Origin of the sequence: Micromonospora rubida, assembly GCF_009908295.1 — a bacterium.
In the GTDB taxonomy this organism is placed as follows: Bacteria; Actinomycetota; Actinomycetes; order Mycobacteriales; family Micromonosporaceae; genus Micromonospora; species Micromonospora rubida.
Window position 1 is genome coordinate 483557 of record NZ_JAAALO010000003.1, and the last position, 19744, is coordinate 503300.

21 protein-coding genes and 1 pseudogene are annotated in these 19744 nt (G+C 73.0%); 14 read left to right on the top strand and 8 right to left on the bottom strand.

Going from position 1 to position 19744, the window contains the following annotated elements; all coding sequences use genetic code 11:
- Nucleotides 1-92: 92 nt before the first annotated feature.
- Together GVV04_RS34780 and GVV04_RS34785 are read left to right on the top strand one after the other, a co-directional pair.
- Nucleotides 93-491 (top strand): annotated as a pseudogene (locus tag GVV04_RS34780) (DUF6879 family protein); the annotation flags it as partial.
- Nucleotides 492-516: 25 nt separating this feature from the next.
- On the top strand, nt 517-699 hold the full coding sequence (locus tag GVV04_RS34785; protein WP_407938796.1) for a DUF6879 family protein: 183 nt from the start codon (nt 517-519) through the stop codon (nt 697-699).
- On the opposite strand, the gene GVV04_RS11780 is transcribed toward GVV04_RS34785, so the two are convergent.
- The 3 genes from GVV04_RS11780 to GVV04_RS11790 form a co-directional block, all read right to left on the bottom strand.
- Nucleotides 693-1520, bottom strand: a complete 828-nt coding sequence (locus GVV04_RS11780; RefSeq protein ID WP_161687477.1) for an inositol monophosphatase family protein — start codon at nt 1518-1520, stop codon at nt 693-695. The two genes, GVV04_RS34785 and GVV04_RS11780, sit on opposite strands and share 7 nt — an antisense overlap.
- A 166-nt stretch (nt 1521-1686) precedes the next feature.
- A complete protein-coding gene (locus GVV04_RS11785) occupies nt 1687-2271 on the bottom strand; it encodes an isochorismatase family cysteine hydrolase (RefSeq protein WP_161687479.1) in 585 nt (194 codons plus the stop codon).
- The gene (locus GVV04_RS11790; RefSeq protein ID WP_161687481.1) at nt 2268-3428 is read right to left on the bottom strand and encodes a helix-turn-helix domain-containing protein; all 1161 of its coding nucleotides are present in this window, start codon (nt 3426-3428) and stop codon (nt 2268-2270) included. The genes GVV04_RS11785 and GVV04_RS11790 overlap by 4 nt, the downstream gene beginning before the upstream one ends.
- Nucleotides 3429-3705: 277 nt before the next feature.
- On the opposite strand from GVV04_RS11790, the gene GVV04_RS11795 reads away from it, so the two are divergent.
- The 6 genes from GVV04_RS11795 (at nt 3706) to GVV04_RS11820 (ending at nt 8340) form a co-directional block, all read left to right on the top strand.
- Complete coding sequence (locus GVV04_RS11795) at nt 3706-4056, top strand: globin family protein (protein WP_328822322.1); 351 nt, start codon at nt 3706-3708, stop codon at nt 4054-4056.
- Entirely contained in the window at nt 4053-5162 is a 1110-nt protein-coding gene (locus GVV04_RS11800) for an FAD-binding oxidoreductase (protein ID WP_328822323.1), read from the top strand. Before GVV04_RS11795 ends, GVV04_RS11800 begins: the two co-directional genes overlap by 4 nt.
- A gap of 178 nt (nt 5163-5340) precedes the next feature.
- Nucleotides 5341-6198: an SAM-dependent methyltransferase gene (locus GVV04_RS11805; RefSeq protein ID WP_161687483.1), complete on the top strand. Its 858-nt coding sequence runs from the start codon at nt 5341-5343 to the stop codon at nt 6196-6198.
- Between the two features lie 749 nt (nt 6199-6947).
- Nucleotides 6948-7664: a hypothetical protein gene (locus GVV04_RS11810; protein WP_161687485.1), complete on the top strand. Its 717-nt coding sequence runs from the start codon at nt 6948-6950 to the stop codon at nt 7662-7664.
- A gap of 14 nt (nt 7665-7678) precedes the next feature.
- A complete protein-coding gene (locus tag GVV04_RS11815) occupies nt 7679-7939 on the top strand; it encodes a hypothetical protein (RefSeq protein WP_161687487.1) in 261 nt (86 codons plus the stop codon).
- Complete coding sequence (locus tag GVV04_RS11820; RefSeq protein ID WP_328822325.1) at nt 7936-8340, top strand: hypothetical protein; 405 nt, start codon at nt 7936-7938, stop codon at nt 8338-8340. The genes GVV04_RS11815 and GVV04_RS11820 overlap by 4 nt, the downstream gene beginning before the upstream one ends.
- A 69-nt stretch (nt 8341-8409) precedes the next feature.
- Here GVV04_RS11820 and GVV04_RS11825 read toward each other — a convergent pair whose 3' ends face one another.
- Nucleotides 8410-9096 (bottom strand): SMI1/KNR4 family protein, encoded by a 687-nt coding sequence (locus GVV04_RS11825; RefSeq protein ID WP_161687489.1) that lies wholly within the window; start codon nt 9094-9096, stop codon nt 8410-8412.
- Between the two features lie 104 nt (nt 9097-9200).
- Here GVV04_RS11825 and GVV04_RS11830 point away from each other — a divergent pair, with 104 nt between their 5' ends.
- Complete coding sequence (locus GVV04_RS11830; RefSeq protein WP_201753305.1) at nt 9201-9713, top strand: GNAT family N-acetyltransferase; 513 nt, start codon at nt 9201-9203, stop codon at nt 9711-9713.
- 108 nt (nt 9714-9821) lie between these two features.
- On the opposite strand, the gene GVV04_RS11835 is transcribed toward GVV04_RS11830, so the two are convergent.
- Entirely contained in the window at nt 9822-10574 is a 753-nt protein-coding gene (locus GVV04_RS11835; protein ID WP_161687493.1) for an SDR family oxidoreductase, read from the bottom strand.
- Between the two features lie 101 nt (nt 10575-10675).
- On the opposite strand from GVV04_RS11835, the gene GVV04_RS11840 reads away from it, so the two are divergent.
- On the top strand, nt 10676-11509 hold the full coding sequence (locus GVV04_RS11840; RefSeq protein WP_161687495.1) for a helix-turn-helix transcriptional regulator: 834 nt from the start codon (nt 10676-10678) through the stop codon (nt 11507-11509).
- A gap of 290 nt (nt 11510-11799) precedes the next feature.
- Nucleotides 11800-12384, top strand: coding sequence for an RICIN domain-containing protein (locus GVV04_RS11845; RefSeq protein ID WP_161687497.1), 585 nt, complete (start codon nt 11800-11802; stop codon nt 12382-12384).
- 88 nt (nt 12385-12472) lie between these two features.
- On the opposite strand, the gene GVV04_RS11850 is transcribed toward GVV04_RS11845, so the two are convergent.
- The 3 genes from GVV04_RS11850 to GVV04_RS11860 all read right to left on the bottom strand — a co-directional run bounded on the left by GVV04_RS11850 (nt 12473) and on the right by GVV04_RS11860 (nt 15739).
- Nucleotides 12473-13324, bottom strand: coding sequence for an aldo/keto reductase (locus tag GVV04_RS11850; RefSeq protein ID WP_161687499.1), 852 nt, complete (start codon nt 13322-13324; stop codon nt 12473-12475).
- Nucleotides 13325-13498: 174 nt separating this feature from the next.
- Nucleotides 13499-14710 carry an endonuclease gene (locus tag GVV04_RS11855; protein WP_161687501.1) on the bottom strand — a complete coding sequence of 404 codons (1212 nt, stop codon included), beginning with the start codon at nt 14708-14710 and terminating at the stop codon, nt 13499-13501.
- A 54-nt stretch (nt 14711-14764) separates the two neighbouring features.
- Nucleotides 14765-15739: a LysR family transcriptional regulator gene (locus GVV04_RS11860; protein WP_161687503.1), complete on the bottom strand. Its 975-nt coding sequence runs from the start codon at nt 15737-15739 to the stop codon at nt 14765-14767.
- A gap of 177 nt (nt 15740-15916) precedes the next feature.
- Here GVV04_RS11860 and GVV04_RS11865 point away from each other — a divergent pair, with 177 nt between their 5' ends.
- The 3 genes from GVV04_RS11865 (at nt 15917) to GVV04_RS11875 (ending at nt 19716) form a co-directional block, all read left to right on the top strand.
- The gene (locus GVV04_RS11865; protein ID WP_161687505.1) at nt 15917-16876 is read left to right on the top strand and encodes a serine hydrolase; all 960 of its coding nucleotides are present in this window, start codon (nt 15917-15919) and stop codon (nt 16874-16876) included.
- Nucleotides 16877-17030: 154 nt separating this feature from the next.
- On the top strand, nt 17031-18014 hold the full coding sequence (locus GVV04_RS11870; protein ID WP_161687507.1) for an MBL fold metallo-hydrolase: 984 nt from the start codon (nt 17031-17033) through the stop codon (nt 18012-18014).
- Nucleotides 18015-18087: 73 nt separating this feature from the next.
- Nucleotides 18088-19716: an AAA family ATPase gene (locus tag GVV04_RS11875; protein WP_161687509.1), complete on the top strand. Its 1629-nt coding sequence runs from the start codon at nt 18088-18090 to the stop codon at nt 19714-19716.
- Nucleotides 19717-19744: the final 28 nt, after the last annotated feature.

The window sequence follows — 19744 nt, forward strand, 5'->3', positions numbered from 1 at the left end:
ACGCCTACGGTGAGGGGTCGGTGTCGGGGAGGACGAAAGAGTCTTGGTCATCCCCCGGTGCATGATCGTGGCGGCGAAGCCGGACATCCCGGATGCGTGACCTGCTCAGCTTGGCGACGGGTAAGCGCCTGGATCTCGCGGAGTACGACGTCGACTTCTATGCGACCGTCGAAGCCGTCGACGGCCCGATCCTCAAGACCGAGCGGATCCAGACGTTCCGCGAGCCGGGCAGCCCGAGCTGTGAGGCGTACGCGGAGGGTCGGTGGCGGGAGGCGCTGCGCATAGCCGCCGAGCCCAACCCGGAGCTGGTGCGGTTCTTCCGGCAACTGGAGGAACGCGGCTCCGGGCTGCGGCGCCTGCGGATCGTCGAGCCGCCGCTCACCCCGTACCTGATCTGGGAGCTGCACTTCCTCCGCTACCGGGCCGATGCCGGCGAGCAGATCCGGGTGCTTGACGCCAGTCTCGTCGGGGAGATGGAGGAGGAACGCGGCACCGTGCCGGAGCTGATGGTCATCGGTGTACGAGGTCAGGTACGACGAAAGCGGTACCCCCGTCGGAGCGGACAAGTTCGTCGACCCGGCGGTAGTCGAAGACTGCCGAGCGCAGGTCACGGCGCTGCTGGACAAGGCCGAGCCGTTCGACTCGTTCTTCGCTCGCGAGGTCGACGGGACCCGGCCGCCAGCATTCGACGCTCAGTAGCTGCCCGACGCGATCTCACCTGGTGACGCCTGTTGGGAATCCGCCTTCGCGAGAAGGGTCAGCAGCGTGTCAGACAACGCGGGCGCTGCGGCGATCGTCATTGCCGAGAGCGCATCGTGGCTCGTGCCGTCGCGGTCGACCACCGAGGCTCCCGCCTCCCGCGCTATCGCCACTCCTGCGGCCATGTCCCAGGCATGGTTGGACAGGGTCAGCGCCGCGTCGATCCGGCCTTCGGCGAGCCATGCCAGGTCGAGGGCGGCTGACCCGGTCATCCGTACCCGTTGGGCCTTTTCGGCGAGCCGAGCCGTCAGTGCGAGACGCAGCCTGTTCTTTGCGGACGCGTCTGGTCCCACTGCATAGTCGCCGATGGCGACGATCGCCTCGCTCAGGTCCTCGACGGTGCTGGCCTTGATCGACTGGCCGTTGAGGCTCGCCCCATCGCCTCTGGCGGCGGCGTAACGGCTGCCGAGGAAGGGCAGTTCGATGACGCCAAGTACGGCGTCGTCACGGTGAACCAGCCCGAGCGAGACGGCGCACAGGGGGATTCCGCGTACGAAGTTGGCGGTGCCGTCGATGGGGTCGAGAACCCACTGCAACTCTGCTGAACCTGTGCTGCCCTCCTCCTCACCGAGGAAGCCGATGGCTGGTGTTGCGTGGCGGAGGAAGGCGCGCAACTCCCGCTCGATCGTGAAGTCCAACTCGGAGACAAGGTCCCGGTCGCCCTTGACGGTCAGCGATCCCGGTGAGCGTCCCCGCATGGCCTCCGCTCCTCGCCCGACCGCCTCGAAGGCAACCGGGAGCAGTTCGACGTAGCCGCTCACAGCCGCCGCCTTCGCTTCCACTGGACCGGCACCCCGATCAGGGCGGACAACGTCGTCGACCCCGACCTCATCGACGTCTGCTGGACGCAGGTGCTGACGCTGCTTGACGTTGCCGAGCCGATCGATTCCTGCTTCCGTCGGGAGGTCGACGGAGCGCGACCGTCGGTCATCGCCCCTGAGCGACTGCCCGAGGCGGCCTCGGGTGGCGACGTTTGAGGGAGTCCTCCACTTCGCTGACGGTGATGAGCTGCCCAGCCCCGATGAAGCGCCGGGCAACCAACAGACCCGCGTCGTGGGCTGCCTGCCCGCCGTGGCTGGCGGAGGCGTCGGTCACCAGCCAGGGGGTCAGATCCCGCTCGAAGGCGTCCACCGCCGACTTCAGGACACAGCTTTCCGTCGCCACCCCGCAGAAGATCAGGTCTGTCCAGCCCTCCTGCTCCGCCAGGTCAGCTCCTTCCGAGGAGAAGTACGAGTAGATCCGCTTGTCGATGACCGCACGTGCCCGGTCTGTATGCGCTGTCAGCTCCGGCACGATCTCAGTCGCTGGCGGGCCCTGCACGGCGGTCCAGTGGATCAGCCGCTCGAAGGGACTGCCTGGGTAGTTGTGGTAGCGGGTGAAGACCACCGGCCGCCCGGCTGCCTCCCAGCGCTCGACCAACTCCACGACCTTTGGGATGACGTGTCGGCTGCGATCGTTGATGAAGCCGTTCTGCATGTCGATGACGACCAGGGCTGCCCGCGTCGTACTCATGCGCTGACCCTCTCACTCAGGGCCTCGGTCTCCCTGAGCGCAGCCTGCGCCTGAACGAGCCGCTCCGACAAGCCGCTCGTGCGCAGAGCCGCCTGTCGCATCATGCAGTGCTGTGCGGTCTCGCGGACGCGGGCGGTGGCCAGGCGCGAGTGCGCCGCCCGCAGGAACCGCCAGCCGAACCTCGGGGGCATCATCGGGTCGTGGGTTTCCTCGACTGCGCGCTGGATTTGTCGGCAGTAGGCCCAGAGCATCTGGACGTCGATCTCGCAGGCCACCAGGTCATCGACCGGTAACGCACGCTCCGGGGAGAGCGCGTGGTATGCCAATCCGGACCAGCTCGCATAGCCGACCGATACTCCGTTGACGCCGAACGGCTCGACCGCAGCCTGCTCGAACCCCTCGGTCAGCAGCCTGCTCTCGATGTGATTCTCGACCGGTTGCGGTTCTGCGGCCGAATGTCGGTCGACCAGCACCGACGGCAGGCTCATCAACCGGAGCGCATTGTCCAGTTCGTCGCCGGTCCACGCGGATTCGCTAAGGACATACATCGACAGGACGTACTCCGGTTCGACGGCTTTATCAGCGAGGCCGGCGAGCAGGAAGCCGGTGATCTGTTCGGCCGCCCACGGCAGGTCGTCCTCGTAGCTCGTGTAACGCCACGTTGCCAGCGAGCTGAGTCCGGTGAGTTCGAGATCCTGCACCAGGTGCAACACCACCACACCGCAGGCGTACACGTGAGCGGTGCAGCTCCCTTCCGGAGACGGAATTTTGGTCGTCGACACGTCCAGCCACTGATGCGGGCGTGGCGTCAGGGCCGTCACGGAGGCAAGACGTTCCGCCGTTGCCGCGCCCAGGTATGCCGGGATGAACTTGTGGGACTGGACGCGATACCTGCCGGCGGTCTCTCCGCTCGGTTGAGGGCTGTGACCCAGGGTTGTGCTGAACCTGGCTACTGCCTCGTGTGAAGCCCTGCCAAGTGCCGTGTCGAGGGCGGCCTGCATCTCCGGGCGTGGGCAGACGGCGTCCTGCCCGGCCTCCCACTTCGACACGGTGCGCTCGGCCACGCCTAGGTGCGCGGCGAAGTCCCGGATGCTCATCCGCAGCGCATGCCGCAGAGCCCTGGTCTCCCGGCCGGTCCACCGCTGCACCGTCGTCATCGCGCCACCTTCGGTCACGTCGAGCCGCTTACGGGCAGCGTATCGGCAGTAGATGCAGCACGGTTACCGCCTAGGTGCAGTGCGTAGTCGTTCTGGCTGAGCCCGCTCCCGATGATGGTGGACACATGGCCCGGGGCGGGTGCTGGCTCCGGGGATGCGTCCTCCCCCGACGCGTCCCCGCCCCCGCCCGCCCCGGCGCCATTCCACCGATCAACCGGGGCCCTCCCCGCATCGAATCCGATGACGAGGGCTCCTCCTTTCAGCAGGGAGCGTGAGCGTGGCGTACTCGGACGAGGTCGTGCGGGAGGCCGTCTGGCGATGGCTGCGGCTCGTCGCGGCGGACGCGGAGCTGGAGCCGTACCTGGTCGGGGTCGATCTGGGCCGGTTCGCCGACCACCTGGCGGCGACCCTCGGCGCGGCGCTCGACGGGCGCGCGGCGGCGGAGGCCTGGCCGGGGCTCGGGCTGGGGGAGGAGCAGCACCGGCGGCTGGTCGACTACCTCGCCGGGGTGCTCTGGGCGCTCGACGTGCCGCAGGCCGCCATCGCCGCCGCCCGCGCCGTCTTCGCCGGGGAGGCACGTCCAACCGGGGCCGCCGGGAAGGCACATCAGACCGGGGCCGGCCGGTGAGGGACGTCGACCTCGCCGCCTCCTGGGCGGTCACCGTCGCCGGCATCGACCGGGCCGCCGACCACTTCTGGTGCGCCCTCGCCGACCGGATGCCCACCCTGCTGCCCGAACGCGACGCGCCGCTGTTCCTGGCGGCCCTCGGCCAGTTTGCCGCCGGCGACGACGACCGGGCCGGGCGGGCCGCGCTGCTGACCGTACTCGGCCGCGCCTGGCGCGACTGTCACCTCGGGCCGCACCACCAGGCGCTGGTCGGTGACGCCCTGGTCGCCACGGTGGCCCGCCACGCCCGCCCACAGTGGACGGCCGCGCTGGCCGCCGCCTGGGAGCACGCCGCCCGCCGCACGCTGACCGCCGTCCGGCACGCCGCCGCCCGTGTCGGCGACGGCCCGGCCTGGTGGCCGGTCGAGGTGCTCGACCACGACCGGCCCGCCGAGGGCGTCGCCATTCTCACCGTACGTCCCTGGCGGCGGCTGCCGTTTCGCCCCGGCCAGGCCGTCCCGGTCAGCGTGCCCGGCCTGCCCGGCCGGTGGCGCTGGTACTCACCCGCCAACGCGCCCCGCCCCGACGGCACTATCGAGCTGCACGTCCGCGCCGCCGGCACCGTCTCCCGCAGCCTCGTCGACCGGGTACGCCCCGGCGAGCTGCTCTGGCTCGGCCCGCCCCGGGGTGCCGGCCTCACGCTCGCCCCCGACTCGACCACCGACCTGCTCCTTGTCGCCGGGGGCACCGGCCTCGCCCCGCTACGCGCCCTGGTCGAGCAGGTCGCCGCCGAGCAGGTAGTCCCCGAGCAGCCGACCAGGGCCGGCCGGCGGGTGATCCTGGTCGTCGGCGTCCGCGCCTTCGCCGACCTGTACGACCCGATCAGCCTCGACAAGCTCCAGACCGCCCACGACTGGCTGACCGTCGTGCCCGCGTTCTCCCACGACGTGCACGCCGAGCCCGACGAGCGGGGCGACGCCCTCACCGTCGCGCTGCGGCACCACCGGCCGGGCCAGGAGGTGTACGCCTGCGGCCCGCCCGCGATGGTGGCCGGCACGCGGCTGCGGCTGCTCGCCGCCGGGGTGCCCGCCGCCCGCATCCACCTGCCCGACGACTGCGACCGCTGACCGCACCCGGCCGGCCGGGCCTGCCCGGAGTTTCCACAAGCGGCCAGTAACGGGTCAGCGTGTCCACACGCGATGAGTGGCGGGTCAGCGGTCCGGCGATCCGACGCCTACGCTGTGTGGGGGCGCCGGCCGACCGGGAACCTGCGGCGGGCCGGGGCCTTACCTGGCCGCACGAACGATGAGGATTCCCGTGGGTTCCGCAACCCCTCAGGACGACCACACCGCTCGGCTCTCGGACCGATTCGACACCAGCGTGCCCCACCCCGCCCGGCGCTACAACTACTGGCTCGGCGGCAAGGACAACTTCGCCGTGGACCGGGAGTCCGGCGACCGGATCGCGGCGGCGTACCCGGCCATCCGCACCCTCGCCAGGGAGAATCGGGCCTTCCTCCAGCGGGCGGTGCGATACCTGGCCGCCGAGGCCAACGTCCGGCAGTTCCTCGACATCGGCACCGGCATCCCGACGGCCGACAACACCCACGAGGTGGCCCAGGCCGTGGCCCCCGAGTCGCGGGTCCTGTACGCCGACAACGATCCGATGGTGCTGGCCCACGCGCGGGCGCTGCTGACCAGCTCCCCGGCCGGCGCGACGGCATACCTGGACGCCGACCTGCGCGACCCGGAGCGCATCCTGGCCGCCGACGAGCTGCGCCACACGCTGGACCTGTCCCGGCCGGTGGCGCTGCTCCTGGTCGCGGTCGCGCACTTCCTGACCGACGCCGATCGGCCGTACGAGGTGGTCGGCCGGCTGGTCGAGGCGCTGCCGTCGGGCAGCTACCTGGTGCTGAGCCACGTCACCATCGACCTCATGCCCGCCGAGGTCGTCGAGCGGATGAACGTTCAGCTGGCGGCGCGTACGGTCGAACGGGAAGCCGTCCCCCGGTCCCGGGCGGAGTTCGCCCGGTTCTTCGACGGCCTGGAGCTGGTCGAGCCGGGCGTCGTCCCGGTGACGCAGTGGCGTGCCGAGGTCCCCGAGTCCGAGCGCCCGCCGCTGGCCGAGGCGTCGATCTACGGCGCGGTCGCCCGCAAACCCTGACCTCCGGCGCGTCCGCCGTGCTGCCCGCTGCTGCGGTCTCGCCGGTCCTGCGCTGTGTCCCCTCTCCCGCGAATGCCCCGGGAGGTCGCGGTCCCGTGCCGCCCATGCCGCCCGTGCCGCCCGTGCCACCCAGCGCCGCCCGTGCCGCCCGTGCCACCCAGCGCCGCCCGTGCCGTCCCACGCACCGGGCAGTCGGGTGGCGGCCGGACGGTTGCGCCCCGCATCCGGTCGGGGACCTGCCCTTCGGCCCCTATGGAGCTGCCCCGTCTACGCGCCCGCTCCATCGGTAGCACAAACGGGGCAGCTCCATAGGGGCCAACGGAGGGTAGGCCGGTCCGGCCGGGGCCGGTCCGGCCGGGGCCGGTCCGGCCGGGGCCGGTCCGGCGAAGACCGATCAAGCGGGGGCCCATTTGGCGGCGGCACGGCGAGGGCTGAGGGTGTCGGCAGCGTGCGTATCCCTGGGGCCTGCCAAGCCGGAGATCCTTACGGCTCTGCCGGGGCCCTGGGTCGCGGCCTGCCCGATCGGGTCGTCGCGCTCGGCGATGTCACCCCAGGTAGGCCAGGGATTTGCTCAATCAGCATCAATGCGTGTGCGGCGGATCTCCGGTTCCGTGGGCATACACGGATCCGCGATTTCCGCCGCCAGCGAATCCCGTGATTACTGTCGTCGTCCCGATAGAGCGAGCGCTCTGGTGATCTATCCAGGTCGATAGAGTCCCCGGGCAAAGGCCGTCACCGAAAGGCGGGCCATGAAAGCCCTTCCTCCTTCCCTGTCCCGTCGGCGTCTCCTCGTCGGCGCGGCTGCCGCCTCGGCGCTCACCGCCGTTGCCGGGACCGCCGCCGAGGCAGCCCCGTCCAACCCGTCCACCGCGTCCACCGGGCTCGCCGGTGCGCCCGTCGCCCGTGACCGGATCGCCGCCGCCCGCCTTTTGGTGACCGGCGTCGGCCCCGCCACGGCCAACTTCCAGGCCGATCTTCACGACCGGCTCAGCGCCTGGCTGGCCTTCTGGTCGGCCAACTCGCCCCCGTCGTGGAGCGCCCCGGTGGAGGTGGTCGGCGAGCCGACCGTAGCCGGCGACGCCTTCACCCTGCACACCCTGCGCGTACGGCGGGGCGAGCACCTCGCCGACGGCTTCACCGCCGGCCGGCGGGACGCCGCCCACCTGGCCACCGAGGCCAGCCTGCACCACCACTTCCCCACCGTCCGGCGGCTGTCCGGCAGCGGGCTGCGGGTGACCGACGGGGCCGCCGCGTTCACCGGCTCACCCGAGCAGGTCGCCTTCGCCGCGGCGGCGTGCCGCGAGCTGTGGGGCTTCGCGGCGGCGGGCACCACCGACTGGCGGGACCACGCCAACCGGGCGCTGACCCGGGCCGGGCACCGCGCAGACGTCGCCTCCCGCGCCGGGTGGGCGGCCTTCACCAGGGCGAGCCTGCGGCTCGGCCTGGGCACCGAGTCCTACCAGTAGAGAAGAGACAGCAGATGGCACGCAGCGAGTTCCGGTTCGTCGTCGACGGGGTCGACCTCACCGCCGACCAGCAGAGCCTCATCTCCCGGGAGATCCAGAAGGCCGGCCTCAACGCCCTGAGCGTGGCCGGCAGCAAGCTCACCAACCCGCTCACCGTCGGGCACGGCAACATCAAGCTCCGGCCCGAGTGGTACGGGCTTTGGGTGATCAACGGGCCGTTCGCCGACGAGATCGGCCAGAAGATCAACGACCTCGGGTTCTGGATCCAGAAGTGACCCAGCCCCACCATCGGCCGGACCCGCCGGAGCGGATGTGCCCGAGTACGCCGGCGGCCAACGCCACCGTCTTCCTCGGCATGATCACTCCGGCGGGGCGGGTCGCCTACGTCACGCCGCAGCTCCCGGCCGAGGTCGCGCTCGCCACGGTCGCCGGGTCGCCGGAGCCGGTCGAGTCCCGGTACCGGCTCGCCGGCCCCTGCGTCACCTCGTCCTGCGGCTTCTGGACGGGCGACCACTGCGGCCTGGGCGCCCGCGTCGCCGAGTCGTACCGCGAGGTCACCGAGTCGACCGAGGCCGAGCTGCCGCGCTGCGCGATCCGGCACTCCTGCCGGTGGTACGCCGAGCAGGGCGCTGCCGCCTGCGCCGCCTGCTCCCACGTGATCACCGACGCCCGCTGAGAAACTGCCGGCGCACCCGCCGCGAGGCGACCCGCCATCGGGCGACCGCCCGCCGACCGGCCGCCGGAGTCAGGGGCGGGCCGCTCCCGCTGCGGCGACGCGACGTGCGGCCCCGTCCAGCCAGCGGCGGTACCACCCGGCGAAGCCCAGCGGCGTGCTGTCGTCGTCCAGCAGCGGCTCCAGCCCGCCCTCCTCGGCGGTGCCGTCGGCCCACATCGTGCCCCGGGCCGGCCCGGTGACCACCAGGACGTCCCGCAGCGCACAGCCCTTGTGACACAGGTACAGCAGGCCGACGAAGTGCGCCTCGTCGTACATGATCGCGTTGTGCTGCTCCCACCAGGACTCCTCGGCCGTGGCGTACTCCTCGGCCGAGGCGAAGTCGTCCTCCTCGGGCATCTCGGGCACGTCGTCCGCCTGGTTGAACGCCTCGGTGTAGGGGAACGGCCGGACCAGGGAGTCCGGGGTCGTCATGTCGGCGCCGTCGCCCTCCCACTGCCACCGACCGTCGACCCGCCTCGGCGGGAACAGCCCGTACGCCGGGCCCGCGCCGCCCCGGCCGGCCTGGAGCAGGAACGACCGGTACTCCGCCGGCAGCTCCACCTCGAACTGGCCCTCCAGCTCGGCCAACTCCGCCGGGGTCAGCGGCGGCTCCAGCTCCCAGCCGTGCCCGTCCGCCCCGAACACCTCGTCGGCCCCTGGCGCGGCGGCCAGGAGGCCCAGCTTCTGTCGTACGTCAGACCAGTCGTGTCCCGTCACGCCCGGGACCGTACCGGCCCCCACCGACGCTCCGGGTTGTCGGTGCTGTGGGGTTGACTGTGCGCACCGGTCGGCGGCGGGCGCCGATTATGGAGGAGGGCCGCATGGGCGGGGCATCGACGGGAGTGCGCATCGAGCGGTGGGCCGAGGACGACCTCGACCTGCTGCGCCGGCTTAACATCCACGAGGTCCGGGAGCACACCGGGGGCCCGGAGACCGAGGAACAAGTCGTCGCCCGGCACGCCCGCTACGTGGCCGGGCCCGGCCCTGGCAGCGGGAACATGTTCACCGTCGTGCTGCCCGAGCGCGTCAAGGTCGGCAGCGTCGGCTTCTGGGAGCGGGTCTGGCACGACGAGCCGGTGTACGAGATGGGTTGGGCGATCCTGCCCGCGTACCAGGGGCGCGGGCTGGCCACCGCGGCGGTGCGTGAGGCGCTGGCCCTGGCCCGCGCCGAGCGGACCCACCGGCACGCCCACGCGTACCCCTCGGTGGGCAACCCGCCGTCGAACGCCGTCTGCCGCAAGGCAGGCTTCGCGCTGCTCGGCGAGACCGAATTCGAGTACCCGCCGGGCCGGTGGATGCGCTGCAACGACTGGCGCATCGCGCTCACCGGCTGACCGCATCCGCTGACCGCCGGTCGCCCCCGCCGGTCGCCCCCGCCGGTCGGCGGCGCGGGGCGGCGGCGCGGGGCGGCCGGCGGCGTCCCACGCCGCCGGCCGGTGCCGCTACCAGGGCAGAATGCCGTACCCGCCGTCGCCGGTGGCGAGGTGTCCCCAGAGCACCCCGCTCGGGCCGTCGGCCGGCAGCGTCGCCAGGTGCACGCTCGCCTCGGCCCCCTCCTGCGGGCTGCGGGGCCCGGAGTGGCCGTTGAGGTCGGTGGCGCAGTAGCCCGGGTTGGCCGCGTTCACCTTGACCGGGGTGTTCCGCAGCTCCTTGGCGTACATCACGGTGATCATGTTCAGCGCAGTCTTCGACGACGGGTACGGCACCGAGGTCAGCGCGAAGAACGGCCCCGCCGGGTCGGTCATCGTGGCGAGCGAGCCGATCTCGCTGGACACGTTGACGATCCGGGCGGCCGGCGCGCGCAGCAGCAGCGGCAGCATGGCGTTGGTCACCGCCACCACCCCGAAGACGTTCGTCTCGTACACCCGGCGCAGGGTGCCGACGGTGGTGTCGCTGGGCCGCGACCGCTTCCCGTCGCCCAGCAGGATCCCCGCGTTGTTGACCAGCACGTCCAGCCTGTCGTACCGCTCGGCCACCCAGGCCGCGGCGGCGGCCACCGACGCCTCGTCGGTGACGTCCAGCGGCACGAAGGTCGCGTCCACCCCGTCGGCGCGCAGCTTCTGCTCGGCCTCCCGGCCCCGGTCGGCGTCCCGCGCGCCGATCAGCACGGTCATCCCCCGGGCGCCGAGCTGCCGCGCCGTTTCGTACCCAATTCCCTTGTTCGCCCCGGTGATCAGGGCCGTCATCGTCGTCATGCACCGAGCATGCCGCCGTCGGGGGCCGGCTGGGAGAGACCGCCTGACCCTGGGACCAGCAGTACCACCCTCGGCCCGTCCGGCCGGGGCAGACTGGGGGCATGACGACGAGCGGATTGCGACGCGACGAGCTGGCGGCATTCCTGCGCAGCCGGCGGACCCGGCTGCGGCCCGCCGAGGTCGGCCTGCCCGACGGGGTACGCCGACGCACCCCCGGCCTGCGCCGCCAGGAGGTCGCCCAGCTCGCCGGGATGTCCGTCGACTACTACGTCCGCCTCGAACAGGGGCGCGGCCCGTACCCGTCCCGGCAGGTGCTCGCCGCCCTGGCCCGGGCGCTGCTGCTCTCCCGGGACGAGCGGGAGTACCTGTTCCGGGTGGCCGGGGAGAGCCCGCCGCCGTCGCCGGGGCCCAGCCGGGAGGTGTCCGACGGGCTGCGCCACCTGCTCGACAGCATGACGCTGACCCCGGCGTACCTGGTCGACGCGAAGTACGACCTGCTCGCCGGCAACCGGCTGGCCACCTTCTTCGTCGGCGACGGCGTGACCGGGAAGCCGAACATGATCCGCTGGATGTTCGGCCGACCCGACGCGGACACGTCCTGGGACGATCCGGACGTCCGGCGGTTCGTCCGGACATCGGTGGCCGACCTGCGCGCGGCGTACGGCCGGTACCCGGGCGACCGAGGGCTGGCCGAGATGGTCACCGAGCTGCTCGGTGTCTCGCCGCGGTTCGCCGGGCTCTGGGCCGAGCACGACGTGGCCGAGCGCCGACCGGTGGTGAAGCGGGTGCCGCACCCCGAGCTGGGGCCGCTGGAGTTCGAGTGCCGGGTGCTGCACGTGCCCGACGCCGACCAACGTCTCATCGTCTACGTCGCCGCGCCGGGCTCGCCGACCGAGGCCGTGTTCCACCGGCTCGCCGAACGGGTCAGCTCCTGAGCGGCTGTCCCCGCACCACCGGGTGAATCCGCCGGGGCGGAAGGATCGACTGTCTCCCCCCGCCCCGACCCCCCGTGGTTGTCTCCTCAGCTTGTCCAATGGCGGCGAGCCGGCCCAACCTGCCACGGCCGGAGGTGCTGACCGCCTTCGTGCGCGCCTGCACGGGGAGCGAGGAACAGGTCACGAGCTGGTCGGCGGCTCGCGCCCGGTTGGCCGCGAGCAGTTCCCCGGCAACGGTTCCGCCGCCACCGGCACGCCCGGCGGTTCCGCCGGCCACGTGGCGACGTCGCGTGGGGATCGGGGTGGCCGTGCTGGTCGCCGTCGGCGCGATGGTCCTGCTCCGCGAAGAGGAACCGGCCGCGCCGCCGGGTGCGGCTGACGCGTCCACGCCCGCGCCCGCCGGCCCGCGCCTGGCCACCGGAGGAAGCGTGGTGCGGATCCGCCCGGTGGGCGTTCCCGGGTTGTGCCTGACCGAGGGCCGGGACAGCACGGGACAGTACGAACACGCCGTCGTGGTCCAGCGGGCCTGCGCGGGTGCGGAGCCGCCACAGACCATCCTGCAACTCGTGGCCGACGGCCTGCACCAGATGAAGTGGAACCACCCGACCCAGGGCATCGGGTGCCTGACGGTGCGCGATGCCGGCCCCGGGACGGGCCTGGTCGAGCCCTGGACGGACTGCGCGGCCGGCGGTTCCCGGCAACTGTTCCGGTTCGAGCCCGCCGGGGCGAGCGCCTACCGGCTGCGCTCGGTGGCGAACGACGCCTGTTTCGGCATCAAGGGAAACGCGAAGGCCAGCGGCGCGGAACTGGCCCGTCAGCAGTGCACAGCGTCAGACAGCCAGGTCTTCCTGGTCGATGTGGTCGCGCCGGCCTGAGGCGAGCGGCACGGGGCCCGGCCGGCTGCGGAAGCGGGCCCTCCCCACCGGCCGCGAGGGCGGTGACGAGGGCCCGACGCGTCCGCTCTCAGCCGGGGAGGTAGTCGAAGGTGTCCGGGTTCGGCCCCTGCCGGCCCGCCTCGCCCTTGTCCAGGCCGCTGATCCGGGCCATCGTCGCGTCGTCCAGCTCGAAGTCGAAGATCCGGAAGTTCTCCTCGACCCGGCTCGGGGTGGTCGACTTGGGGAAGACGATGTCGCCGCGCTGCACGTGCCAGCGCAGCACGACCTGGGCCACGGTCCGGCCGACCTGCTCGGCGATGTCGAGCAGGGTCGGGTCGTCGAGCACCTTGCCCTGCGCGATCGGGGCCCACGCCTCGGTGCGGATGTCGTGCGCGCTGTCGTACGCGCGCACCTCCTCGTTGCCCAGGTACGGGTGCACCTCGATCTGGTTCACCGCCGGCGTCACGGTCGCCTCGGCGGCCAGCCGCTCCAGGTGCGGCACCTGGAAGTTCGACACCCCGATGGAGCGGGCCCGGCCGTCGCGCTGGAACTCCTCCAGCACCTTCCACGTCGAGACGAAGTCGCCGTCGTAGCGGGTGGGCAGCGGCCAGTGGATCAGGAACAGGTCGATGTGGTCCATCTTCAGCGCCGCGAGCGTGGAGTCGAACGCCCTGCGGGCGTCGTCCGGGCGGTGGAAGCCGTTGTTCAGCTTGCTGGTGACGAAGACCTCGTCACGGCCCAGGCCGGAGGCGCGAACCGCCTGACCCACCTCGGCCTCGTTGCCGTACATCTCGGCGGTGTCGATGTGCCGGTAACCGATCTCCAGGGCCCGGCCGACCGCCTCGGCGGTGTCCTTCGGCTCGATCTGGAACACCCCGAAGCCGAGCTGCGGGATGGTGTTGCCGTCGTTGAGTGCGATGTCGGGAACCGTGTTCGCCATTCGCCTGCCTCTCCCATTCGTCCGGGGCCGGCCGGTGCGGGAGCGTTCCCGCCCGCCGTCCGGCCCGGCCGTGCCACCCGGTTGTCGTACCCCTTCCGGCCGTTCCCTCACGGCCCCGGGTAAGTGATGTGCGACAACCGGGCGGCCCCGGCGGCCGAACGAACGGGCGGGCGGTCAGTTCCAGATCGCGGCGGCCCACTCCGGGTGGTCGATGAACGGGTTGCGGTTGCCCTGCCAGCGGTCGTAGATGACCTGGTTGCGGCGCTGCTCGAAGGCGTCCGGCGGGTCGAGCTGGTTCCAGGAGAGCAGCACCGACAGCTTGCCCAGGTACGGCGCGCTGCCGTTGGACACGGAGTTGTTCATCTCCAGGTTCGGCCAGCCGTCGCCGCCCTCGTACCGGATCGCCATGTACATGATCATGCGGGCCACGTCGCCCTTGACGGCGTTGCGCGGCTCGAACGAGTCGGAGTCGGTGTAGCAGCCGGCGGCCTCCGAGACGGCGCTGCCGCCGTTGTCGAAGTCCTTGTTGCCGCGCGTCGAGTTGACCGAGACGTCCTCGGGGCGCAGGTGGTGCACGTCGGTGCCCGGCCCGGTGGCAGTGCCGAAGTCCCCGTGCGACTTGGCCCAGACGTGCTCCCGGTTCCAGTCGTTGACCCCGCCGCCGTTGGTGGTCTTGCTCTGCGACCGGCCGGTGTAGAGCAGCAGCACGTTGTTGGCGTTCGCCGGGTCCTGGTCGGTGTCCTTCAACGCCTCCCACACCTGGTCGTAGCTGAGCTTCGTCTGCGTACTGACGATGGTGTGCAGCGAGTTGCGCAGCGCGGTGCCGGTCTTGCCGACGGCGTTGAGGTAGTACGTCGAGTCGTACGGGCCGGAGCCGCCGGTCGGGCTGGGCGACGGGGTGGGCGTGGCGGTGGGCGACGCGGTCGGCGTCGGGCCGGGGGTGCTGCCGCCGCCGAGGCTCATCGCGGTCGGGTTCTTCAGCCCGCCGTGGCTGAAGTACGCGGTCAGCGCCCCGGTGGTGGTGACCTGTTTGCCCCGCAGCCCCGGGTTGGTCAGCAGCCCGAAGCCGCTCCGGTACGCGGCGGTCACCTGGACGTAGAGCATCCTGCTCGTGCTGGTCTCGGCGGCGGTGTCGGCGATGGCGATCGCCGTGTCCGCCGTGTATCCGGACGTGATCACCGTGGACGTCGCGGTCGGCTGACCGATGACGTACCCGGTGACGGTGGCCGCGCGGCCGTCCTGGGCGGCCAGCGCCTGAGCGACGGTCAGCGGGGCCGCCGCCGACGCGGAGGTGCTCGCCACGACGGGTGTCACCAGTGCCACGGCCAGTGCGAACGCCGTGATCAGCCGCCCGGACAGCGAGCGGGTGACGCTCTTTGTATTCATGCTCAGCGATGTTAACGGCGGAGGTGTGAACACCGGGAGAGCGCCGGGGAACTTTTACGGGGGTGAATCCGCCGATCGGGGTTCGAACAGCACCGGCCAGGGGCGCAGGCCAGGGGTGAGCGGGTCGGTCGGCGGCGTCGGGCCCGCGTCGGCCAGCACCCCGGCGGCCAGCTCCCCGAAGACCGGGGCGGCGGGGTGGCCGGCGCGCTGCGGCCAGGCCGCCGAGGTGCGCTTCACCAGCGGCGACCCCGCGACCGGCCGCCAGACGACGCGCGGCTCCCGCCGGGCCACCGCCGCCGGCTCGACGGCCACCGCCCCGCCGGCCAGCACCAACCCGAACAGGAACTCCGGGTTCCGGGCCGGCCGCACCCGCCCCGGCGTGAAGCCGTGCCGCCGGCACACGTCCAGGACGTGGTCGTGCCACTGGGGCGCCGTCGCCCGGGGCGCGGCGATCAGGTCCAGACCGGCCAGCGCCGCCAGCTCGACCTCCCGGGGCCGCGCCAGCGGCGACGCGCGGGGCAGCACCACCCCCAGCGGTACGGCCACCACAGGCCCGAACCGCAGCCCGTCGGCGCTGACCGGGTGGTGCAGCAGCCCCACGTCCAGCCGCCGCTGCGCGAGCATCCGGACCTGCTCGGCGCTGGTCAGCTCGTGCAGGTCGACGTCCAGCCCGGGGGCCCGCGCGGCGAGCCGGTCCAGCAGCTCGCGCAGCGTCACCGCCGGGGTCTCCGGCGGCACCCCGGCCCGCAGCACCCCGAGCGTCCCGGCCCGGACCTGGCGCATCAGGTTGCGCGCCCGCTGCTCGGCGGCGAGCAGCTCGTCGGCCTCGCCGAGCAGGAGCTGGCCGGCGGTGGTCAGCCGCACCTGCCGGCGGGACCGGTCGAACAGCTCGACGGTCAGCTCCCGCTCCAGCCGCTGGATCGACTGGCTCAGCGGCGGCTGCGCCATGCCCAGCGTCTCGGCCGCCCGCCCGAAGTGCAGCTCGCGGGCGACCACCACGAAGTGTCGCAGGTGCCGGAGCAGGTCCACGGCCGTCGACCCTACGCCAGCGGCCAGGCCGGGAGGGCGGGGCGGGGAACGGGGCGGCGACACCCGGGACGGCCCGTCCGCGTGACGGCGGCCCGTCCGTCCGCGTGACGGCGGCCCCTCCGCGCGGCGACGGTGGCGGGCCGACGCCCGGGACTCGCCCGCCGGTACGGTGCCGGGGTGACGGTGGGGGAGCGAATCGCGGACGTCTTCGGCCGGGCCGGGGTGGCGGCCAGCCTGCACGTGGTCGACGTCGACGACGACCCGGAACGGGTTCCCGGCGACGCGGACCCGGGGCGGGTGAACTGCGACGCGGACCCGGGGCGGGCGGGCGGCCCGGCCCGCGAGGTGGCGGTGCGCGCCGACGAGCAGGTGGTCATCGCGTCGGTCTTCAAGATCCTTCTGGTGCTGGAGTTCGCCCGGCAGGCCAGCGTCGGGCAGCTTGACCCGACCGAGCGGGTGCTGGTCCGGGCGGCGGACCGGCTCGGCGGCTGGGGGGTGGCCGGCTGCGCCGACGACGCCGAGGTGTCGCTGCGCGACCTGGCGTACTTCGCCATGTCGGTCAGCGACAACACGGCCGCCGACCTGCTGCTGCGCCGGGTCGGCCGGGACGTGCTGCCGATGCTCGCCGCCGAGCTGGGGTTGCCGCGTACCCGGATCGTCGGCGGCCCCCGCGAGCTGGTGGAGACGATGCTCGCCGACGTGGGTGCCCGCACCGAGGCGGAGTTCGCCCGGATCTTCCCCACCCTCTCCGACGAGCGGGTCCGGGCCATGCGGGTGCTCGACCCCGCGCACACCACGTCGAGCACCGCCCGGGAGATGACCCGGCTGCTCGGCCTGATCTGGCGCGACGAGGCCGGCCCGGCGCCGGCCTGCGCGGCGGTCCGGGAGCTGATGGACCGGCAGCTCTTCTGGACCCGGCTCGCCTCCGGCTTCCCGCCCGGCGTGCGGGTCCGCGCCAAGACCGGCACCCTGCCCGGCCTGCACCTGGAGGCCGGGGTCGCCGAGTACCCCGACGGTCGCCGGTACGCGATGGCGGTGTTCGCCCGCACCGAGCGGCTGGCGACCCGCCGCATCGACGTGGACCTGGCCATGGGCGAGGCGGCGCGGATCGCCGTCGAGGCCCTGCGCGACGGCTGATTTTCCCGGCCCGTCGCCGCCGGGAAGGGCCGCTGGGCTGGGCCGATACCCGATCGCGTATCGGCCGTGCGTGCCGTCGATCTTGGACGTGGCCCCGGGCGCGGTGGTGAGGTCGGGGGGTACCTTCCGCACCACCTGACGGGGAGAACCCACCATGCCCGAGAACCACCTCGACCGCCGCCGCCTGCTGCGCGACGCCGCCGCCGGAGCCGCCCTGGTCACCGTCGGCGGCCTCGCCGCCGCCACCGGACCGGCAGCCCCGGCCCGGGCCGCCGCGCCCACCCCGGCCCCCGCCCCCCGCCGCACCGGAGCCGTCAGCTTCCGCTGGTGGGGCACCTCCGGCTGGCGGATCGACATCGGCAACCGGACGGTGCTGGTCGACCCGTACCTCAGCCGGTACGACACTGGGCTGTTCACCGGGAACTTCAACCAGCAGAAGTCCCTCACCGTCGCCGAGGACGTCCTCGACCGGTACGTCGACCGGGCCAGCACGATCCTGGTGACCCACACCCACTGGGACCACTTCAACGACGTGCCCCGGATCGCCGAGCGCACCGGCGCGCGCGTGTTCGGCACGCTCACCGCGTACCACCTCGGGTTGGCGTACGGGCTGCCGGTCGGGCAGCTCAGCCCCGTCAAGGGCGGGGAGGTGCTCCAGTTCGGCGACCACACCGTCGAGGTGGTCGGCTCGCTGCACAGCCGCAACGCGTCGTACTCGATGGCCTTCCCCGGGGTGCGGGTGACCCCGCCGGCCCGGCCCGAGACGATCGCCGACCTGCCGGAGGGCGACACCCTCGCCTACCAGGTGCGGATCGCCGGCGGCCCGGCCGTGTTCTTCATGGGCGCCAGCGACTTCGTCGAGCGCGACCTCACCGGGCTGGCCCCGGACGTGGCGATGATCGCCCTCCAGTCCGGCACCGCCACCGCCGACTACGTGCCCCGGCTGATGGCCGCCCTCGACCACCCGAAGGTCGTGGTGCCGGTGCACTGGGACAACTTCGAGACGCCGCTGGTCAACCCGCCGACGGTCGCCCCGGCCGACCGTGACCGGCTCAACGCGCTGGTCGCGGCGGTGCGCGCGGTGTCCCCCCGCACCCGGGTGCTGGTGCCGGAGTACGGCACGGCGTACCGCTTCTGACGGCCGCCCCGGCCAGGACCGTCGGTGCTAGAGTCTGGCCGGCTCGGCGCGTCCTTGGGGGGGAGGAACTGCGATGGTGGGAGCCTTCCGCGACACCCTGTCCCAGTTGCTCAAGGCCCGCGTCCCGGTGCTCCAGGTCTGCTCGTACGAGGAGCAGCGGGTGCTCGGCGAGATCGCCGCCGTCGCCCACGACATCGCCCTGGTCCGGACCCCGCGCGGGGTCTGGACCTGGTCGGCGACCCGGGGCCTGGTGCCGCCCGACGGCAACCGGCGGCAGGGCACCACCGATCCGATCGCCGCCCTCGACGCGGCCTGGCGGATCGACGAGCCGGCCCTGCTGGTCATCTCCGACCTGCACCCCGCGCTCGGCGCTGGCGGCCGGCCCGCCGACCCGGGGGTGGTCCGCCGGCTGCGCGAGCTGGCCGTGGCCTACCGCAGCGGCCCCGTGCCACGCACCCTGGTCCTGCTGTCCCCGGTGCCGGACCTCCCGGTCGAGCTGGCCAAGGACGTCACGGTCGTCGACTTCCCGCTGCCCACCGAGCCGGAGATCCGTGCGGTGCTGGACGGGATCATCGTCGCCAACGCGGCCACCGGCCGGATCCGCATCGACCTGGACGAGCGGGGCCGGGAACGGTTCGCCAAGGCGGCCCTCGGGCTGACCCTGCACGAGGCGGAGAACGCGTTCGCCCGGGCCATGGTGGACGACGGGGTGCTCGACGCCGGCGACCTGCGGCTGGTGCACGAGGAGAAGCGGCAGGTCGTCCGGCGCAGCGGGCTGCTGGAGTTCCTCGACGCCCCGGTGGCGCTCGCCGACGTCGGCGGCCTGGAGAACCTCAAGCGCTGGCTGGCCAAGCGGGAGGGTGCCTGGCTCGCCGAGGCCGCCGCGTACGGGTTGCCGGCCCCGCGCGGAGTGCTGATCACCGGCGTCCCGGGCTGCGGAAAGTCGCTGACCGCGAAGGCGGTCGCCGCGGCCTGGGGGCTGCCGCTGCTGCGGCTGGACATCGGCAAGGTCTTCGCCGGGCTGGTCGGCTCCAGCGAGCAGAACATGCGCGAGGCGATTCGGATCGCCGAGGCGACCGCGCCCTGCGTGCTCTGGCTCGACGAGATCGAGAAGGGCTTCGCCGGCGGCGCGGGCGGCGACTCGGGCACCTCCGCCCGGGTCTTCGGCTCGTTCCTGACCTGGATGCAGGAGAAGACCAGACCGGTCTTCGTCATCGCCACCGCCAACGACTTCGCCGCCCTGCCGCCGGAGCTGCTGCGCAAGGGGCGCTTCGACGAGATCTTCTTCGTCGACCTGCCGACCCGGGCCGAACGCGCCTCGATCTGGAGCCTGCATGTCGCCCGCCGGCTGCGGCACCCGGCCGTGGCCGGGGAGCTGACCGTCGACTCGGGACTGCTGGCCGAGCTGGCCGGGCTCAGCGACGGCTACTCCGGCGCGGAGATCGAGCAGGCCGTCGTCGCCGGGCTCGTCGACGCGTACGCCGAGCGCCGGCCGCTGCGCCGCGACGACCTGTTGCGCGCACTCGTCAACATGGTTCCATTGAGTATCACCCAGGCCGAGCGGATCGCCGCCGTGCGGAGCTGGGCGGAACACCGGGCGGTCGCCGCGACCGCCGCCGAGGACTGGGACCTCGACCCCCGTCCGGCGGGTGGCCCGGGGCTGCCGGGCGGCGGGCACGGGGGCCGGGCGGTGGAGTTCTGATGCCGGCCCCGCCCCCCGCCATCACCAC